17 protein-coding genes are annotated in these 16,511 nt (G+C 69.9%); 11 read left to right on the top strand and 6 right to left on the bottom strand.

Annotation, left to right across the window (positions count from 1 at the left end; all coding sequences use genetic code 11):
• Positions 1-13: 13 nt before the first annotated feature.
• The 7 genes from hemL to ccsB all read left to right on the top strand — a co-directional run bounded on the left by hemL (position 14) and on the right by ccsB (position 7,830).
• Positions 14-1,354, top strand: coding sequence for a glutamate-1-semialdehyde 2,1-aminomutase (gene hemL, locus ACIO1C_RS17685; protein ID WP_401864307.1), 1,341 nt, complete (start codon positions 14-16; stop codon positions 1,352-1,354).
• Complete coding sequence (locus ACIO1C_RS17690) at positions 1,351-2,034, top strand: histidine phosphatase family protein (protein WP_401864310.1); 684 nt, start codon at positions 1,351-1,353, stop codon at positions 2,032-2,034. Before hemL ends, ACIO1C_RS17690 begins: the two co-directional genes overlap by 4 nt.
• 169 nt (positions 2,035-2,203) lie before the next feature.
• Positions 2,204-3,466 carry a hypothetical protein gene (locus tag ACIO1C_RS17695; RefSeq protein WP_401864312.1) on the top strand — a complete coding sequence of 421 codons (1,263 nt, stop codon included), beginning with the start codon at positions 2,204-2,206 and terminating at the stop codon, positions 3,464-3,466.
• Between the two features lie 77 nt (positions 3,467-3,543).
• Entirely contained in the window at positions 3,544-4,164 is a 621-nt protein-coding gene (locus ACIO1C_RS17700; protein WP_401864315.1) for a TlpA family protein disulfide reductase, read from the top strand.
• Positions 4,165-4,168: 4 nt separating this feature from the next.
• On the top strand, positions 4,169-4,933 hold the full coding sequence (locus ACIO1C_RS17705) for a cytochrome c biogenesis CcdA family protein (RefSeq protein WP_401864318.1): 765 nt from the start codon (positions 4,169-4,171) through the stop codon (positions 4,931-4,933).
• A 3-nt stretch (positions 4,934-4,936) separates the two neighbouring features.
• Complete coding sequence (locus ACIO1C_RS17710; RefSeq protein ID WP_401864321.1) at positions 4,937-6,745, top strand: cytochrome c biogenesis protein ResB; 1,809 nt, start codon at positions 4,937-4,939, stop codon at positions 6,743-6,745.
• 65 nt (positions 6,746-6,810) lie between these two features.
• Positions 6,811-7,830 carry a c-type cytochrome biogenesis protein CcsB gene (gene ccsB, locus ACIO1C_RS17715; protein ID WP_401865057.1) on the top strand — a complete coding sequence of 340 codons (1,020 nt, stop codon included), beginning with the start codon at positions 6,811-6,813 and terminating at the stop codon, positions 7,828-7,830.
• 84 nt (positions 7,831-7,914) lie between these two features.
• Here the strand turns inward: ccsB and ACIO1C_RS17720 are convergent, their stop codons facing one another.
• From ACIO1C_RS17720 to ACIO1C_RS17730, 3 genes are read right to left on the bottom strand one after another with little or no spacing between them, the layout of a single operon-like run.
• The gene (locus tag ACIO1C_RS17720; RefSeq protein ID WP_401864324.1) at positions 7,915-8,913 is read right to left on the bottom strand and encodes an isopenicillin N synthase family dioxygenase; all 999 of its coding nucleotides are present in this window, start codon (positions 8,911-8,913) and stop codon (positions 7,915-7,917) included.
• Entirely contained in the window at positions 8,906-9,358 is a 453-nt protein-coding gene (locus ACIO1C_RS17725; protein WP_401865060.1) for a nucleoside deaminase, read from the bottom strand. Before ACIO1C_RS17725 ends, ACIO1C_RS17720 begins: the two co-directional genes overlap by 8 nt.
• A 35-nt stretch (positions 9,359-9,393) precedes the next feature.
• Positions 9,394-9,822, bottom strand: a complete 429-nt coding sequence (locus ACIO1C_RS17730; protein WP_401864327.1) for a PLD nuclease N-terminal domain-containing protein — start codon at positions 9,820-9,822, stop codon at positions 9,394-9,396.
• Positions 9,823-9,940: 118 nt separating this feature from the next.
• On the opposite strand from ACIO1C_RS17730, the gene ACIO1C_RS17735 reads away from it, so the two are divergent.
• On the top strand, positions 9,941-11,395 hold the full coding sequence (locus ACIO1C_RS17735; RefSeq protein WP_401864330.1) for a menaquinone biosynthesis decarboxylase: 1,455 nt from the start codon (positions 9,941-9,943) through the stop codon (positions 11,393-11,395).
• The gene (gene mqnP, locus ACIO1C_RS17740) at positions 11,392-12,309 is read left to right on the top strand and encodes a menaquinone biosynthesis prenyltransferase MqnP (RefSeq protein WP_401864333.1); all 918 of its coding nucleotides are present in this window, start codon (positions 11,392-11,394) and stop codon (positions 12,307-12,309) included. The genes ACIO1C_RS17735 and mqnP overlap by 4 nt, the downstream gene beginning before the upstream one ends.
• Here the strand turns inward: mqnP and ACIO1C_RS17745 are convergent.
• Complete coding sequence (locus ACIO1C_RS17745; RefSeq protein WP_401864336.1) at positions 12,299-12,931, bottom strand: rhomboid family intramembrane serine protease; 633 nt, start codon at positions 12,929-12,931, stop codon at positions 12,299-12,301. The two genes, mqnP and ACIO1C_RS17745, sit on opposite strands and share 11 nt — an antisense overlap.
• Positions 12,932-13,135: 204 nt before the next feature.
• Between ACIO1C_RS17745 and ACIO1C_RS17750 the strand changes: the two genes are divergently transcribed.
• Together ACIO1C_RS17750 and ACIO1C_RS17755 are read left to right on the top strand one after the other, a co-directional pair.
• On the top strand, positions 13,136-13,789 hold the full coding sequence (locus ACIO1C_RS17750) for a UbiX family flavin prenyltransferase (RefSeq protein WP_401865062.1): 654 nt from the start codon (positions 13,136-13,138) through the stop codon (positions 13,787-13,789).
• Positions 13,790-13,944: 155 nt separating this feature from the next.
• Positions 13,945-14,400, top strand: a complete 456-nt coding sequence (locus ACIO1C_RS17755) for an Lrp/AsnC family transcriptional regulator (protein ID WP_161310788.1) — start codon at positions 13,945-13,947, stop codon at positions 14,398-14,400.
• A 69-nt stretch (positions 14,401-14,469) separates the two neighbouring features.
• On the opposite strand, the gene ACIO1C_RS17760 is transcribed toward ACIO1C_RS17755, so the two are convergent.
• Together ACIO1C_RS17760 and ACIO1C_RS17765 are read right to left on the bottom strand one after the other, a co-directional pair.
• Positions 14,470-15,147, bottom strand: a complete 678-nt coding sequence (locus tag ACIO1C_RS17760) for a response regulator (RefSeq protein ID WP_401864339.1) — start codon at positions 15,145-15,147, stop codon at positions 14,470-14,472.
• Entirely contained in the window at positions 15,144-16,304 is a 1,161-nt protein-coding gene (locus ACIO1C_RS17765; RefSeq protein ID WP_401864342.1) for a sensor histidine kinase, read from the bottom strand. The genes ACIO1C_RS17760 and ACIO1C_RS17765 overlap by 4 nt, the downstream gene beginning before the upstream one ends.
• Positions 16,305-16,511 lie beyond the last annotated feature (207 nt).

Here is a 16,511-nt window from a genome sequence, read left to right on the forward strand (position 1 = left end):
AGCCTCTGACACCATGGATTGCGTGAGCTTCCCCTATGACTATGCCGCCCCAGTTTCGCAGACGCTTTTCGACCGTGCGGCCCTCGTGACGCCCGGCGGCGTGAACTCCCCCGTCCGTGCCTTCCGTGCCGTGGGCGGTACGCCCCGGTTCATGGTGTCCGGTAACGGTCCATACCTGATCGATGCGGACGGCCGTGAATATGTCGACCTCGTATGTTCTTGGGGGCCGATGATTCTCGGTCATTCACGCCCAGAGGTCATCGAAGCGGTCCAGGCCGCCGTCGCCCGTGGCACCTCCTTCGGTACGCCGGGGGAGGGCGAGGTCGTGCTCGCCGAGGAGATCGTGGCCCGCGTGGCGCCCGTCGAGCAGGTCCGGCTCGTGTCGTCGGGGACCGAGGCGACCATGTCCGCGATCCGCCTCGCCCGCGGTTTCACCGGGCGCGCGAAGATCGTCAAGTTCGCCGGCTGCTATCACGGGCATGTGGACGCCTTGCTGGCCGCCGCCGGCTCGGGGGTCGCCACGCTCGGGCTGCCCGACACCCCCGGCGTCACCGGCGCGCAGGCCGGCGACACGATTGTGCTGCCGTACAACGATCTTGATGCCGTGCGTCAGGCCTTCGCCGCGCACCCCGGGCAGATCGCCTGCGTGATCACCGAGGCCTCGCCCGGCAACATGGGGGTCGTCCCGCCCCGCCCCGGCTTCAACGCCGGGCTCAAGGAGATCTGCGCCGCCGACGGCGCCCTCTACATCTCCGACGAGGTGATGACCGGCTTCCGTACCTCCAAGGCCGGCTGGTACGGCATCGACGGCGTCGCGCCCGACCTGATGACCTTCGGCAAGGTCATGGGCGGCGGGTTCCCGGCCGCCGCGTTCGGCGGGCGCGCCGACATCATGGGCCACCTCGCCCCCGTGGGCCCCGTCTACCAGGCGGGCACGCTCTCCGGGAACCCCGTCGCCACCGCCGCCGGTCTCGCGCAGCTGCGGCTGCTGGACGACGCGGCGTACGCCACCGTCGACCGGGTCTCCGCCGAGATCCAGGGCCTCGTCGGCGAGGCGCTCACCAAGGAAGGCGTCGCCCACCGGGTGCAGAGCGCGAGCAACATGTTCTCCGTCTTCTTCACCGCCGACGAGGTCCACGACTACGACGGCGCCAAGCGCCAGCAGTCCTTCCGCTTCACCCCGTTCTTCCACTCGCTGCTCGCCGACGGCGTCTACCTGCCGCCGTCGTCCTTCGAGTCCTGGTTCGTGTCCACCGCCCACGACGACCGCGCGGTCGAGCGGGTCGCCGCCGCCCTGCCTGCCGCGGCCCGCGCCGCCGCCCAAGCCGTAGAAGTAACGGAGAGCACCGCATGAGTGACCCCAGCGAAACGACCGTCGTCCACCTCATGCGGCACGGCGAGGTCCACAACCCCGACGGCGTGCTCTACGGGCGCCGCGACGGGTTCCACCTCTCCGAGCTGGGCCGGCAGATGGCCGACCGGGTCGCCGAGCACCTCGCCGCCCGTGACATCACTCACGTCGTGGCGTCCCCGCTGGAGCGCGCCCAGGAGACCGCGGCCCCCCTCGCCAAGAGCCACGGGCTGACCCTCGACACCGACGACCGGCTGATCGAGGCGAGGAACGTCTTCGAGGGCAAGACGTTCGGTGTCGGCGACGGCGCGCTGCGCAAGCCCGCCAACTGGAAGCACCTCACCAACCCGTTCCGGCCGTCCTGGGGCGAGCCGTACGTCGACCAGGTCGTACGGATGATGGGCGCCCTCACGGCGGCGCGCGACGCGGCCCGGGGGCACGAGGCGGTCTGCGTCAGCCACCAGCTGCCGATCTGGATCGTCCGGAGCTTCGTCGAGCACCGCAGACTGTGGCACGACCCGCGCCGCAGGCAGTGCACCCTCGCCTCCCTGACGAGCTTCACCTTCCAGGGCGACAAGATCGTCTCGATCGGCTACTCCGAGCCGGCGCGAGATCTCGTCCCGGCCCATCTCCTCGCCGGTGCCAAGCCGGTCAAGGGCGGGGCCAAAGCCTTCGGTGCGTGAGGTGGGTGAGGCTCGTGGGGCGGCTGTTTCAGCAGTCACCTTTGAGTCTGCTTTTGTTAAAATATGACAAGTCCTGGAACCTCCGCGTTCGGTACGACATCTCATGTGTTGCCGCTTGTAAAACCTGCCTGAGCGGCACACGGGACGTGCGAGCGCGGATGGGGACTGTATGCGCGACATCAGCCGAAGGGGACTGCTGGGAGCGGGAGTCGGAGCCGCGGCGGCGATCGGGATCGCCGGCTGCGGGTCCTCTTCCGGCCAGAACGGTTCGCATCGGACGGGCGCCGGCAAAGGGGACGGGAAGGGCGGGGGCCAGGGTGGGAAGGCCTCCGCCAAGCCTCTCGCTAAGGAGGCCCGGCTCCTAGGTGACGGTTCCACTTCCGACACGGGAAAACAGCCGCACCAGCCCCCCGCCCCGGTCCCGCTGGAGCCCGGCCAGACCCCGCCGCAGTTTGTCGTCTTCTCCTGGGACGGGGCCGGCGAGGTCGGCAACGGCCTCTTCCCCCGCTTCCTCGACCTCGCCAAGGACCACGGCGCGGCCATGACCTTCTTCCTCTCCGGGGTCTATCTGCTCCCCGAGTCGAAGAAGACGCTCTACCGCCCGCCCAACAACCCCGTCGGAGCCTCCGACATCGGCTATCTCACCGACGACCACATCAAGGAAACGCTCAAGAACGTCCGCCGCGCCTGGCTCGACGGACACGAGATAGGCACCCATTTCAACGGACATTTCTGCGCCGGCCACGGCACGGTGGACAACTGGACCCCCGCTCAGTGGCACAACGAGGTCGAACAGGCCGTGTCGTTCGTCACCGAGTGGCGTACGAACAGCGGCTGGACCGATCTCGATCCGCTGCCCTTCGACTACCGCAAGGAATTGACCGGCGGCCGTACGCCCTGTCTCCTCGGTCAGGAGCGGTTGCTGCCGACCGCGCGCAAACTGGGCTGGCGGTACGACGCCAGCTCGCCGGGCGGCACCCAGAAATGGCCGGATAAAAAGGGCGGGCTGTGGGATTTCCCGCTCCAGGGCGTCCCGTTCCCCGGACACAGTTTCGAAGTCCTGTCCATGGACTACAACATGCTCGCCAACCAGTCGGTGAATTCGACCAAGGGCATGCCGGAGAACTACCCGCGCTGGCGCGAGCAGGCCAAGGGCGCGTATCTCAACGGGTTCAACCGCGCGTACGAATCGAATCGCGCGCCGTTCTTCATAGGCAACCACTTCGAACAGTGGAACGGCGGAATCTACATGGACGCCGTGGAAGAGGCGCTCAAGGAGATGGCCGGCAAGAAGGACGTACGGCTCGTGTCGTTCCGCCAGTTCACCGACTGGATCGACGCCCAGGACCCCGCCGTGCTCGCCAAGCTCCGCTCGCTGGAGGTCGGCCAGGCGCCGGAGGGCGGGTGGAACGCTTTCTTTAAGGCGGCTTGACAACGGGCCTTACGGGCAGTGCGGTCACCGAGGGGGGTGCGCAAGATCCCCCGAAACGCCCATGCGAAACTTTTCACATGAACTTTGGCCGCGCTCCTCGAAGCAGCCCGAGCCGTCGACTCCGCGCTGTTCTGCCGGTCGCCGTCGCCGCGGGCGCGTTGACGCTCTCCGCGTGCGGGGGCGGCGGAACGTCCGGAGGCGGCGGAAAGACCGGTTTTGTGTCGAACACCGGCGGTATCTCCACGGTCGCCAAGGCCGACCGCCGAGCCGTCAACGACCTCTCGGGCGAGACCCTGGAGGGCAAGAAGCTCGACGTCGCGGACTACAAGGGCAAGGTTGTCGTCCTCAACGTCTGGGGCTCGTGGTGCGGGCCGTGCCTCGCCGAGGCGCCGCACTTCGCCAAGGTCTCCAAGGAGACCGCGGGCCAGGGCGTGGCGTTCGTCGGGATAAACACCCGCGACCTGGAGAAGCAGCCCGCCATCAAGTTCGAGCAGGACTTCGGCATCACCTACCCGAGCCTGTACGACCCGGCGGGCAAGCTCCTCGTGTACGGGTTCCCCAAGGGCAGCCTCAACCCCCAGGCGATCCCCTCCACGATCGTGCTCGACCGGAACGGGAAGATCGCGGCCCGCTCGCTCAAGGCCGTGGACGAGGAGCAGTTGCGCAAGCTGATCGACCCGCTGATTGCGGAGAAGTGATCCTGTGCAGTTTCTCGCCGCGGTGACGGACTCGAACGACACCATCGTCACGGGAGCGCTGCTGCTCGCGTTCCCGCTGGCGGCGCTGGGCGGTCTGGTCTCCTTCTTCTCCCCGTGCGTGCTGCCCCTGGTGCCCGGCTACCTGTCGTACGTGACCGGCATCAGCGGCACCGACCTGGCGGAGGCCAGACGCGGCAGGATGCTCGCCGGGTCGTCGCTCTTCGTCGTGGGATTCAGCGCGGTCTTCGTCTCCGGCGGTGCCTTCTTCGGCTACTTCGGTTCGGAACTCCAGGCCCAGCGCGGCGTGCTCTCCAAGATCCTCGGCGTGCTGATGATCCTGATGGGCGCGTTTTTCCTGGGGCTGATGCCCTGGCTCACCCAGCGTGAATTCCGCTTCCACCGGCGTCCGGTGGCCGGCCTCGCCGGCGCCCCGCTGCTGGGCGCGCTCTTCGGGATCGGCTGGACGCCCTGCATGGGCCCGGTCCTCGGCTCCGTGCAGTTCCTCGCGTTCGACCAGGGGACCGCGGGCCGGGGAGCCATACTGACCGTCGCGTACTGCCTCGGCCTCGGTCTGCCGTTCGTCCTCGCCGCCGTCGCCTTCCGCAAGGCGCTGGGCGCGTTCGGGTGGATCAAGAAGCACTACACCTGGGTGATGCGGATCGGCGGCGGCATGATGATCGCGACCGGGCTGCTGCTGGTGACCGGTGCGTGGGACGGCATCGTGCAGGAGATGCAGGGTTGGTCCAACGGCTTCACGGTGGGGATCTAGTCCATGAGCACGACAGAGTCAGAGACCGGCAGCACGGCGCCCGAGACGACAGACCCGTCCGCCGAGTCGCGCGACGCCCGGGACGTACGGGAACTCGGCGCCGCCGGCTCCCAGCTCTCCACGGCCCCCCGCGAGGAGTCCCTCCTCACCGGCCCCACCCTGAGCGTCATCGGCTGGGCGCGCTGGTTCTGGCGCCAGCTCACCTCCATGCGCGTCGCGCTGATCCTGCTCTTCCTGCTCTCCCTCGGCGCCATCCCCGGCTCGCTGATCCCGCAGACCAACGTCGACGAGCTGAAGGTCCAGGACTTCAAGGCGAAGCACACCGCCGTCTCGCCGATCTACGACCAGCTCCAGCTCTTCCACGTCTACAGCTCGGTGTGGTTCTCCGCGATCTACATCCTGCTGTTCGTCTCCCTCATCGGCTGCATCATCCCGCGCACCTGGCAGTTCGTCGGCCAGCTGCGCGCCCGCCCGCCGCGCGCGCCCAAGCGCCTCACCCGGCTGCCCGCGTACACGACCTGGCGCACCGCGGCCGAACCGGAAGCCGTACGGGAAGCCGCGCTCTCCATTCTCAAGAGGCGCCGCTTCCGGGTGTACGGGGACGGCGACGCGGTCGCCGCGGAGAAGGGCTACCTCCGCGAGACCGGCAACCTGATCTTCCACATCGCGCTGATCGTGCTCCTGATCTCGTTCGCCACCGGCCAGCTCTTCAAGTCCGACGGCGGCAAGCTGGTCGTGGAGGGTGACGGTTTCTCCAACACCCTCACCCAGTACGACGACTTCCGGTCCGGCTCGCTGTTCAACACCGACGACCTCGCGCCGTTCAGCTTCACGCTGGACAAGTTCACCGGGACGTACGAGCGCAGCGGGCCGCAGCTCGGCACCCCCCGCACCTTCGAGGCGGCGATCCGCTACACCGCCGGTCCGCGCGACAAGGAGCACAAGGCGGTCGTCAAGGTCAACGAGCCGCTGGCGATCGACGGCTCCAAGGTCTTCCTGATCGGCCACGGATACGCCCCGGTCGTCACGGTCAGGGACCGTGCCGACAAGGTGGTCTTCAGCGGCGCGGTGCCGCTGCTGCCGGTCGACGGCAACTTCACCTCCACCGGGGCCATCAAGGTCGTCAACGGCTACAAGGACAAGGCGGGGAAGAGGGACCAGCTCGGGTTCGCGGCGTTCTTCGTGCCGACCTTCGCGGGAAAGGGCAACGGGCAGATGTTCTCCCGCTTCCCCGCGCTCGACCTGCCCGTCCTCAACCTGGGCGCGTACCACGGCAGTCTCGGGGTGGACTCGGGGCTGGCGCAGAACGTGTACCAGCTGAACACCTCCAAGATGACGCCCTTCAAGGACGCCAAGGGGGACATCCTCAAGAAGACCCTGCTCCCGGGCGAGAAGCTCGACCTGCCGGACGGGGCCGGGTCGATCACCTTCGAGAAGGACATCAAGGAGTGGGCGAGCTTCCAGATCACGCACCAGCCCGGTGACGGCTGGGCGCTGACCGGTGCGATCGCCGCGATCGCGGGACTGGCCGGCTCACTCTTCATCCAGCGGCGCCGGGTCTGGGTCCGGGCCGTGCGGGGCGCCGACGGCGTCACCGTCGTCGAGATGGCGGGTCTCGGCCGCAGCGAGTCCGCCAGACTCCCGGAGGAACTGGCCGACCTGGCCGGCACCCTCCACGCGGAAGCGCCGACCCACGCGGGAGCGCCCACGCACGCAGAAGCGCCCACCCACGCAGAAGAGCCTGATCCCGCCGAGGAGACGGTCGACAAGACCGCCCGGGCGTCCGTCGAAGCCGAAGGGGCTGAGAAGTGAGTCTCGCCGCCGCAGCAACCAACGAAAGCCTGGCGCACACCAGCAACGTGCTGATCTATTCGTCCATGGCCGTCTACATGCTGGCTTTTTTCGCGCACATCGCCGAGTGGCTGTTCGGCAGCAGGAGCAAGGTCGCCAGGACCGCCTCGGCCCTGACCGGTGACGCGGGCGCGACCGCCGCCCCGGCCGTGAAGGTCAAGGCCGCGCAGGGCGGCACCACCGCCGTCCTGGACCGGCCCCAGATCGTCACCCGCTCGGCCACCGGCTCCCGCGACCTGCCCGACGGCCCCGGCGCGGCCGGCGACGACGTCCAGGGCGACCTGTACGGCCGTATCGCCGTGTCGCTCACCGTCCTCGCCTTCGTGGTCGAGGCGGCCGGTGTGGTCGCCCGCGCCCTCTCCGTACAGCGCGCCCCCTGGGGCAACATGTACGAGTTCAACATCACCTTCTCGACCGTCGCGGTCGCGGTGTACCTCACGCTGCTCGCGCTCAAGAAGAACATCCGCTGGCTCGGACTGCCGCTGGTCACCACGGTCCTCCTCGACCTCGGCCTCGCCGTCACCGTGCTCTACACGGCCAGTGACCAGTTGGTCCCGGCGCTCCACTCGTACTGGCTGTGGATCCACGTCTCGACCGCGATCTTCTGCGGCGCGGTGTTCTACGTCGGCGCGGTCGCCACGCTGCTCTACCTGTTCCGTGAGCGGTACGAGTCGAAGCTCGCCGCGGGCGGCAAGCCCGGCGCCTTCGCCACCTCCGTCATGGAGCGGCTGCCCGCCTCGGGGACCCTCGACAAGTTCGCGTACCGCGTCAACGCGGCCGTCTTCCCGCTCTGGACGTTCACGATCATCGCGGGCGCGATCTGGGCGGGCGAGGCCTGGGGCCGCTACTGGAACTGGGACCCCAAGGAGACCTGGTCCTTCATCACCTGGGTCGCGTACGCCTGCTACCTGCACGCCCGCGCCACCGCCGGCTGGAAGGGCCGCAAGGCCGCCTACCTGGCGCTGATCGCCTTCGGCTGCTGGCTGTTCAACTACTACGGCGTCAACATCTTCGTCACCGGCAAGCACTCCTACGCCGGGGTCTGACCGACCCGTTCACCGTACGGCGCCCCGCGCGGACCACCGGTCCGGCGGGGCGTCGCGCTGTCGCCAGGCGCACGGTCCTACGGGTCAGTCCACCGCGATCGCGTTCAGCTGCGCCCGCAGATACGTGTGTGAATCCACCCCGGCGACGGCCGTCCCCGGATCGCACTCGTAGAAGTAGACCAACGACATCAGCTCCTCCGACGGCACGTCCGACGGTGGCGGCAGCACCCGGTGGCGGCCCGAGCACCAGCGGCCGTCCGTCCAGCGGGCCATCAGGTCGCCGATGTTGACGGTGAAGGCGTCCGGATCGTACGGGGCGTCACGCCACCCCTCCTCGTCCGTGAAGACCTGGAGCCCGCCCCGGCCCGCCTCCCGGTCGAGGACGGTGACCGTACCGAAGTCGGTGTGCGGGCCGATCCGGAACTGCCCCGGCTCCGCCTCCCCGACCACCTCCGTGCCCGGGTACCAGTTGACATTGAAGCCCCAGGTCGGGTGCGCGGTGTGCGCGGTGAAGAAGTCCTCGTCCCGGCCGAGCGCGACCGCGAGGAGCCCGAGCAACTCGTCGGACAGCTCCCGCATCCGGGCGAGATACGTCTCCACCGGCTCCCTGAGCCCCGGGGCCCCGGCCGGCCACCGGTTGGGCAGGAACCACTCCGCGTCCACGGCCGGGTCGCCCGTCGGCTCGTACGAGGCGAAGGAGTACGACTCCTTGAGGTCCGGCGGCGTCGGCGTGCCCTCCGCACCCCCGTTGGCCTCCGCCCCGGAGCGGAGCCAGCCGCGCCCGCCGACCCGGGCCGCGTACGGCTCCTTCACGGCGGCGGGCAGCAGGAAGAACTCCCGGGCCGCCGACCGGATCCCGGCCCGCAGCGCCGGATCCACCCCGTGGCCCGTGACCAGCAGGAAGCCGGCCCGCCTCAGGGCCTCGTCCACGGTCGCGGCGAGGGCGGCGCGCGCGGCGGGGTCACCGGAGCGCCACGGCCCCAGATCGACGGTCGGCACGGCGGCGGTGGCGGTGGGGGAGGGGGTGGCGGTGGTGGAGGGGGCGGAAGAAGTGGAGGGAGGGGAAGCGTTCGGATCAGTCATGGCCGATGTCCTCGTTCCAGAGGTCAGGACGGTCGGTGACGAAGGCCCGCATCAGCGCGACGCACTCCGGATCGTCCAGCAGGACGATCTCCACCCCGTGCTCCGCCAGCCAGTCGTGCCCGCCGTGAAAGGTCTGCGCCTCGCCGATCACCACCCGGGAGATCCCGAACTGCCGGACCAGCCCGGAGCAGTACCAGCACGGCGAGAGCGTGGTCACCATCGTCGTACCCCGGTACGAGCGCTGCCGCCCCGCCGCGCGGAAGGCCGCCGTCTCCGCGTGCAGGGACGGATCGCCGTCCTGGACGCGGCGGTTGTGTCCCCGGCCCAGCGGTGTCCCGTCCGCGCCGTAGAGGGCGGCGCCGATCGGGATGCCGCCCTCCGCGAGCCCCGCGCGTGCCTCGGCGAGCGCGGTCGCCAGCCATTCCCGTGCCTGTCCCTGATCCATCACCATGCCGCCAGCATCTCGCGGCGGCCCGGGTCTCAGGCTTTCGGCGGCGTGTCCTCCGTGGCGCCGCCGCCCTTCTCACGGCGCTCGATCTCCTCCTCGCGCCGCCGCAGGTCCGCCTCCCACTGCTCCAGGTGCGCGGCGGCCCCGTCGCCGTCCGTCTCGTCCCCGCCCGGGTCAGGACGGCTCCCGGACGGTTTCGACTCGTCCTTGAGGGAGTTGAGGAATTCCGGGTTGTCGTCCGGGGCGACCCAGCCGCCGCGCCGTCCCGCCGCTCCCGTCACCCGGCGGTCCCGTCCCGCGATCAGCCACGAGACCGAGCCGACCAGCGGGAAGAGGAGCACCAGGATCGCCCAGACCGGCTTGGGGAGGTAGCGGACGTCCTTCTCGTCGGTCGTGAGGCAGTCGATGAAGGCGTAGATGCTGAGGCCCAGCGGCACCAGAATCATCAGCACCCTAAGCATGGCGGACCCCCTGCGCATGAAGATCGAGACCGGATCGCGGCCTCCGTGACAGGTCCACAGTAGCGAGAACCGGGAAGCCCCGGCGGGTCCCGGAGCCGGGGATGACACACTGGACGGCATGGCTTATGACGATCTTCGCTCGCTGCTCAGGGCGCTGGAGCGCGAGGGCGACCTCACTCGTGTCAAGGCGGAGGTCGACCCGTACCTGGAGGTCGGGGAGATCGTCGACCGCGTGAACAAGGCCGGTGGCCCTGCCCTGTTGTTCGAGAACGTCAAGGGCTCCTCGATGCCCCTGGCCATGAACGTGTACGGCACCGACCGCCGCCTCCTCAAGGCGCTCGGCCTCACCTCGTACGCCGAGATCAGCGACAAGATCGGCGGCCTGCTCAAGCCGGAGCTGCCGCAGGGCTTCGTCGGCGTGCGGGAGGCCTTCGGCAAGCTCGGCACGATGGTGCACGTACCGCCCAAGAAGGTGAAGGACGCGCCGGTCCAGGAAGTGGTCCTCACCGGTGACGACGTGGACCTCGACCAGCTGCCCGCGCTGTTCACCTGGCCGGAGGACGGGGGCTCGTTCTTCAACCTCGGGCTGACGCACACCAAGCACCCCGAGACCGGCGTCCGCAACCTCGGGCTCTACCGCCTCCAGCGCCACGACCGCCGCACCATCGGGATGCACTGGCAGATCCACAAGGACAGCCGCAACCACTACCAGGTCGCCGCCAAGCGCGGGGAACGGCTGCCGGTGGCCGTCGCGTTCGGCTGTCCGCCCGCCGTGACGTACGCCTCCACCGCGCCCCTGCCCGGCGACATCGACGAGTACCTCTTCGCGGGCTTCGTCCAGGGCCGGCGGATCGAGATGGTCGACTGCAAGACCGTGCCGCTCCAGGTCCCGGCCCACGCCGAGGTGGTCATCGAGGGCTGGCTGGAGCCCGGGAAGACCCTGCCGGAGGGCCCGTTCGGGGACCACACCGGCTTCTACACGCCGCAGGAGCCCTTCCCGGCGCTGACCATCGACTGTGTGACGATGCGCAAGCGCCCGCTGCTCCAGTCGATCGTGGTCGGCCGGCCTCCCACGGAGGACGGGCCGCTGGGGCGGGCGACCGAGCGGTTCTTCCTGCCGCTGCTGAAGATCATCGTGCCGGACATCGTGGACTACCACCTGCCCGAGTCCGGCGGCTTCCACAACTGCGCGATCGTCTCGATCGACAAGAAGTACCCGAAGCACGCGCAGAAGGTCATGCACGCGATCTGGGGCGCGCACATGATGTCGCTGACCAAACTGATCGTCGTCGTCGACGCGGACTGCGACGTCCACAATCTGCACGAGGTGTCCTGGCGGGCCCTGGGCAACACCGACTACGCGCGTGACCTGACCGTCGTGGAGGGACCGGTCGATCACCTCGACCACTCCTCGTACCAGCAGTTCTGGGGCGGCAAGGCCGGGATCGACGCGACGCGGAAGCTCCCCGAGGAGGGGTACACACGGGACGGGGGCTGGCCGGAGATGGTCGAGTCCGACCCGGAGACGGCGGCGAAGGTCGACCGCCGGTGGAGGGAGTACGGCCTCTCATGAGCGCTGTTCAAGGAGTCCTCGGGCCGGAGCCCGCGCAGCCCGGCAGCCGGACGCGGGCGTTTCTGCGGCTGGTGATGATCGAACACTCGGTCTTCGCCCTGCCCTTCGCGTACATCGCCGCGCTGACGGCGATGACCCAGCTCGACGGGAACATCCACTGGCTGCGGCTGCTGCTGGTGACGGTCGCCATGGTCGGACTGCGTACGTTCGCCATGGCGTGCAACCGGATCATCGACCGCGAGATCGACGCCCGTAATCCCAGGACCGCCGGCCGCGAACTGGTCACGGGCGCGGTGTCCGTACGGTCCGCCTGGACCGGGGCGCTGGTCGCCCTCTTCTTCTTCCTGGGCGCGGCGGCGCTGCTCGGGCCGCTGTGCCTGGCGCTCGCTCCCGTCGCGGTGGTCCCGATGGTGCTCTATCCGTACGGGAAGAGGTTCACGAACTTCCCGCACGCGATCCTCGGCATCGCCCAGGCGATGGGCCCGATCGGCGCGTGGATCGCGATCACCGGTGAGTGGTCGTGGGACGCGGTGATCCTGGGGCTGGCCGTCGGCATCTGGATCGGTGGCTTCGACCTGATCTTCGCGTGCCAGGACGTCCAGGCGGACCGCGCGCACGGCGTGCTGTCCGTGCCGGCCCGCTTCGGCATCCCGGCCGCGCTGTACGGCGCGCGGGCGGCGCACGCCGTGACGATGGGGCTGCTCGTCTGGTACGCGCTGGCCACCGACGCGGGCGGGTTCTTCTGGACCGGTCTGGTGATCGTCGCGGGCGCGTTCCTCTACGAGCACACGATCGTGAAGCCGCACGACCTGTCGCGCTTGAACAGGGCGTTTTTCCAGGTGAACGGTTTTGTGGGCATAAGTCTCTTCTTCTTCGCCCTGCTCGACCTGTTGGTGCGCGGCCTCACGGTATGAGCGGGACCGCCGCCGGCGCTCGCAGAGGCTTCCTCCGGTAGAGGAACGCCGCCAGGACGCCGCCTGTCAGGCCGAACAGATGGCCCTGCCAGCTGATGGACGGGTCGGTCGGCAGGACGCCCCACAGCACCGAGCCGTAGACCGCCAGCACCACCAGGCCGACCACCAGGTCCAGCGCGCTGCGGTTCACGAAGCCGCGCACCAGCAGGTAGCCGAGCAGGCCGAAGACCACGCCCGACGCCCCGACCGTGTTCGAGTGGTCGGCGGCCGTGAGCCACACGCCGAGGCCGCCCACGACCATGATCGTCAGGACCACGGCGGCGAAGCGGCGTATCCCGCTGAGCGCCGCGAGGAAGCCCAGCACCAGCAGCGGCACGGTGTTGGACGCCAGATGCTCGAAGCCGTGGTGCAGGAAGGCCATCGGGATGACGTCGCGCAGCTCGCCGAAGCCGCGCGGACTCAGCCCGTACGTGTCCAGCGCGCCGCCCGACGCGGTGTCCACCACTTCGAGCACCCAGAGCAGCGCCACCCAGACGATCATCACGCCGCCGGCGGCCTTCACCCGGTCGGTGCGGCTCGGCGTCGTGACCCCGGTCTTCGGATACGTCATCCCAGCCCCCATCCCAGTCCCCGTCCCGGATCCCAGTCCCCGTCCCGGCCCCCGGGGAACGTATGGGGCACCGCCGTCGGTTCCGTCACCAGGGTGCCGGATAGGCTCGGATCCGTGAAGCCCGGACCGTACCCAGCCCCGCACAGCCCGCGACCGAGTCCGACCCGGTCCGGGACGGGGGAGCGACCGGACGCGCCGGAGCCCCGGCGCCCCTGGATCGTCGGGGTCTCCGGTGCGTCGGGGACGCCGTACGCCGCCGCCGTGCTGCGCGGGCTGCTGGACGCGGGCGAGAGCGTGGACCTGGTCATCAGCAGGGCGTCCCGGCTGACGCTGCTGGACGAGACGGGGATCGCGTTCCGGGACGCGCACTGGGAGAGCGATCTCGCCGACTGGCTGGCGCGCGGGGCGGACGGCGGCGCCGACACCTTCGCGAAGAGCGTGGCGGAGAGCCTGGCGGATGTACGCCACTGGCCCGCCGGCGATCTGGCCGCGGGGCCGTCCTCCGGGTCGTACCCCGCCAAGGGCATGCTGATCGTGCCCGCGTCCACGGCGTCCGTGGCCGGGGTGGCGCTCGGCCTGTCGAAGGACCTGCTCCAGCGGGCGGCGAGCGTGACGCTCAAGGAGCGGCGCCCGCTGGTGGTGGCCGTACGGGAGACCCCGCTCGGCGGGCAGACGCTCCGGCATCTGGTGGCGCTGGACGAGGCGGGCGCCGTGGTCCTGCCGGCGTCCCCGGCGTTCTACGCGGGCGCCCGGCACATCCAGGACCTGGTGGACTTCGTCGCGGGGCGGGTGCTCGACGCGGCGGGGGTGCGGCATCAGCTGTACCGCCGCTGGGAGGGTGAGCTCGGCGGTGCGCGCGACACCGGCTGAACCGACCCGTCCCTCAACGCCCGACGTGAAGCCGTCTGTGTGAAGTGAAGGTCAACCCCTAAAAGTCTGCAAGATTCGTAGGAATCAAGCCTTCCATGCCTTAGATTCTATTACGCACCTTGTGAGTTCGCTGAATAATGGAAGGCTTCAGGCATATGGACGCCGTGGACAGGCAGCTCATCCAGGCCCTCAGGGAGAACGGGCGGGCCTCGTACGCCGAGCTAGGGCGCCTCGTCGGACTGTCGGGACCCAGTGTCACCGACCGCATCAACCGGCTCGAAGCGGCGGGTGTCATCACCGGGTACCGCGCCACGGTCGACTCGGCCTCGCTCGGCCTGGGGGTCATCGCGCTGATCGGGATCTCGCTCTCGGACGCCGCCGACCACGAGGACGTGGCCCGCAGGATGCGGGACCTCCAGGAGATCGAGGACTGCTGGTTCATCGCGGGCGACGACTCGTACATGCTCAAGGTACGGGCGAGCGACGTGGACGGCCTGGAACGGACGATCCGCCGGCTGAGCGGCACGAAGGGGGTCTCCCGGACCCGTACGACGATCGTGCTGTCGACCAAGTGGGAGAACCGGGTGGGAGAACTGCCCGAGGAGGACTGACGGGCCGTCCGAGGGGGTGGGCCGCCGGGCCCGTGCCCCCTCGGACTCCGGACTCAGGGATTCCGTACGTCAGCCGAGCGGCGGGCGCAGCCGCCGGGGGGCGGCCGAGGGCGGGGGGATGAGTCCGGCCACGACGGCCTTGTTGACCGCGTCCACCCGCGAGACCGCTCCCAGCTTGGCGAAGATGTTCCGCAGGTGGCGCTTGATCGTGCCCTCGGTGAGCCCGAGTTGGGTGGCGGCCCCCCGGTTGCTGAGCCCCGCCGCCACCAGCGTGACGACCTCCACCTCGCGCGGGCTGAGCGCGTTGTGGGCGGGCTCGGGCGCCGGCTGCGGTTCCGACTTGGGCCGGGGCGGCAGCGAGACGGTCAGGCCGTCCTGGCTGCACGCGTCCCGCAGCGCCGCGACCAGCGAGTGGTGCGTGGCCGTCTTGTGCAGGTAGCCGCGGATGCCGAGGGGGAGCAGACTCTGGAGCAGCCGGGGATCGTCGTGCATGGTCAGCACCATGATCTTGGTGTCGGGCGAGGCGGCCTGGACCGCCCGTACCGTACGGCCCGGATCCTCGTTCCCCGGCATCTCGATGTCCATCAGCAGGACGTCCGGGCGGTGTTCGGCCGCCATGGCGACGGCGCCCGGCGCGTCGCCGACCGCCGCCGCCACGTCGAAGCCGCCCACGCCGCGGATCAGTTCGGCCAGCGCGTCCCTGAGCAGGGTGTGGTCGTCCGCGATGACGATGCTGTACGTGGTCATCCGGAGGCGCCCGGCGCGGTGGCGGGGTCCGGCTCCGGCAGCAGCAGGGACAGCCTCATCCCCGTGCCCACCCCCGGCGCGCTCGTCAGGTGCAGCGTCCCGCCCAGCGCCTGGACCCGCTCCCGCATCGACAGCAGACCCGTCCCCGACCGCCCGTCGCGCAGCGGTGGCGCGGCCTGGTCGAAGCCTCTTCCGTCGTCGTGCGCGAAACAGTCCACGCGGTGCGGGGCCACGTCGACCTCCAGCGCGACCGTGCTCGGGGCGGCGTGGGTCAGGGAGTTGCGCAGGAACTCCCGCAGGACCAGGAACAACTCCTCCGCGTGCCCCGCCGGGACCCACGACTCGTCGCCGTTCACCTCGATGTGCACCCGGACCCCGGGCGCCTGGTGCGCCTCGGCGTACTCCAGGAGCGCCTCGGCGAGACCGGTCACGCCGGGGCGCGTCCGCAGGTCGGAGATGAGCCCCCGGGTGTAGCCGGTCGCCTCGTCCAACGCGCCCCGGACCCGGCCGAGATGGCGGGCGCGGGTGGCGGGCCCGTACCCCTCGTCCGTGGCCTGGTCGTGCAGGTCCAGGCAGCGGTAGGCCAGGGCCAGGCTCTGGCCCAGCCGGTCGTGCAGGTCGCGGGCGAGCCGGTGGCGGTGGCCCGTGGCGCTCTCCTCCACCTTCTTGAGGAGGTACGCGTCGTAGCCGGCCGCCGACACCTGTAAGCAGGTGGCCAGGCTGTGGTTGAGCGCCGCCACCGCGCGTCCGAGGCAGGCGGAGGACTGCTCGGGCGGCAGGCCGGCCGCCGCCGTGACCAGATACTGGAGGCAGATCTGGAAGAGCAGCCCCGACGAGCGCAGGGTGTCGGCCGGGTGGACCGACTGGAGCGGTCCCCGCGTGCTCAGGCCGACGGAGAGGCCGAGCGCGGCGTTGGCGGCGGACGGCTGCTCGCTCTCCCGCAGCGCCTCCGCGCACTCCTGGATGACAAGTCTGGCGTGTTCCCGCGCTTCTCCCCACAGCTCCGCGGTGGAGATCAGCGGGCTGGACACGCCTTCGAGGGATTGCCTGAAATGACAGATGATTTCATCGCTGCCGAGCGCGAGCCGGTCGGCGAGCAGGCGCGCGGAAGCTACGGAAGGATCGGTCTCCTCGATCTGCGTTTGTATCTTCAGCACTGCTGAAGTCCCCCTAGGTCACTGGTCCAGCTTCGGCGGCTCTCCGGTGAGCCGCCCGACCTGACACATCGTGCAGGGGGAGTCTAGGCGAAACGGATTTCCGCACTCGATGTCATACCTCACAACGATGTGCGACTCGACGTCAGTCTTTGCGTATTCATTGCCCGTTGATCCGGCAGGTCAGGGGCGCCCCGCGGCGCGTTCGGA

This window comes from Streptomyces sp. NPDC087420, assembly GCF_044744165.1.
Lineage (GTDB): Bacteria > Actinomycetota > Actinomycetes > Streptomycetales > Streptomycetaceae > Streptomyces.

Bases quoted from the DNA above. Each gene is read 5' to 3' on its own strand.
- ACIO1C_RS17760 (WP_401864339.1), bottom strand. From the start codon at position 15,147: ATGACCACGTACAGCATCGTCATCGCGGACGACCACACCCTGCTCAGG.
- ACIO1C_RS17720 (WP_401864324.1), bottom strand. From the start codon at position 8,913: ATGACTGATCCGAACGCTTCCCCTCCCTCCACTTCTTCCGCCCCCTCC.
- ACIO1C_RS17700 (WP_401864315.1), top strand. From the start codon at position 3,544: ATGAACTTTGGCCGCGCTCCTCGAAGCAGCCCGAGCCGTCGACTCCGC.
- ACIO1C_RS17735 (WP_401864330.1), top strand. From the start codon at position 9,941: ATGGCTTATGACGATCTTCGCTCGCTGCTCAGGGCGCTGGAGCGCGAG.
- ACIO1C_RS17695 (WP_401864312.1), top strand. From the start codon at position 2,204: ATGCGCGACATCAGCCGAAGGGGACTGCTGGGAGCGGGAGTCGGAGCC.
- ccsB (WP_401865057.1), top strand. From the start codon at position 6,811: ATGGCCGTCTACATGCTGGCTTTTTTCGCGCACATCGCCGAGTGGCTG.
- hemL (WP_401864307.1), top strand. From the start codon at position 14: ATGGATTGCGTGAGCTTCCCCTATGACTATGCCGCCCCAGTTTCGCAG.
- ACIO1C_RS17725 (WP_401865060.1), bottom strand. From the start codon at position 9,358: ATGGATCAGGGACAGGCACGGGAATGGCTGGCGACCGCGCTCGCCGAG.
- ACIO1C_RS17745 (WP_401864336.1), bottom strand. From the start codon at position 12,931: ATGGGGGCTGGGATGACGTATCCGAAGACCGGGGTCACGACGCCGAGC.
- ACIO1C_RS17710 (WP_401864321.1), top strand. From the start codon at position 4,937: ATGAGCACGACAGAGTCAGAGACCGGCAGCACGGCGCCCGAGACGACA.
- ACIO1C_RS17755 (WP_161310788.1), top strand. From the start codon at position 13,945: ATGGACGCCGTGGACAGGCAGCTCATCCAGGCCCTCAGGGAGAACGGG.
- ACIO1C_RS17690 (WP_401864310.1), top strand. From the start codon at position 1,351: ATGAGTGACCCCAGCGAAACGACCGTCGTCCACCTCATGCGGCACGGC.
- mqnP (WP_401864333.1), top strand. From the start codon at position 11,392: ATGAGCGCTGTTCAAGGAGTCCTCGGGCCGGAGCCCGCGCAGCCCGGC.
- ACIO1C_RS17730 (WP_401864327.1), bottom strand. From the start codon at position 9,822: ATGCTTAGGGTGCTGATGATTCTGGTGCCGCTGGGCCTCAGCATCTAC.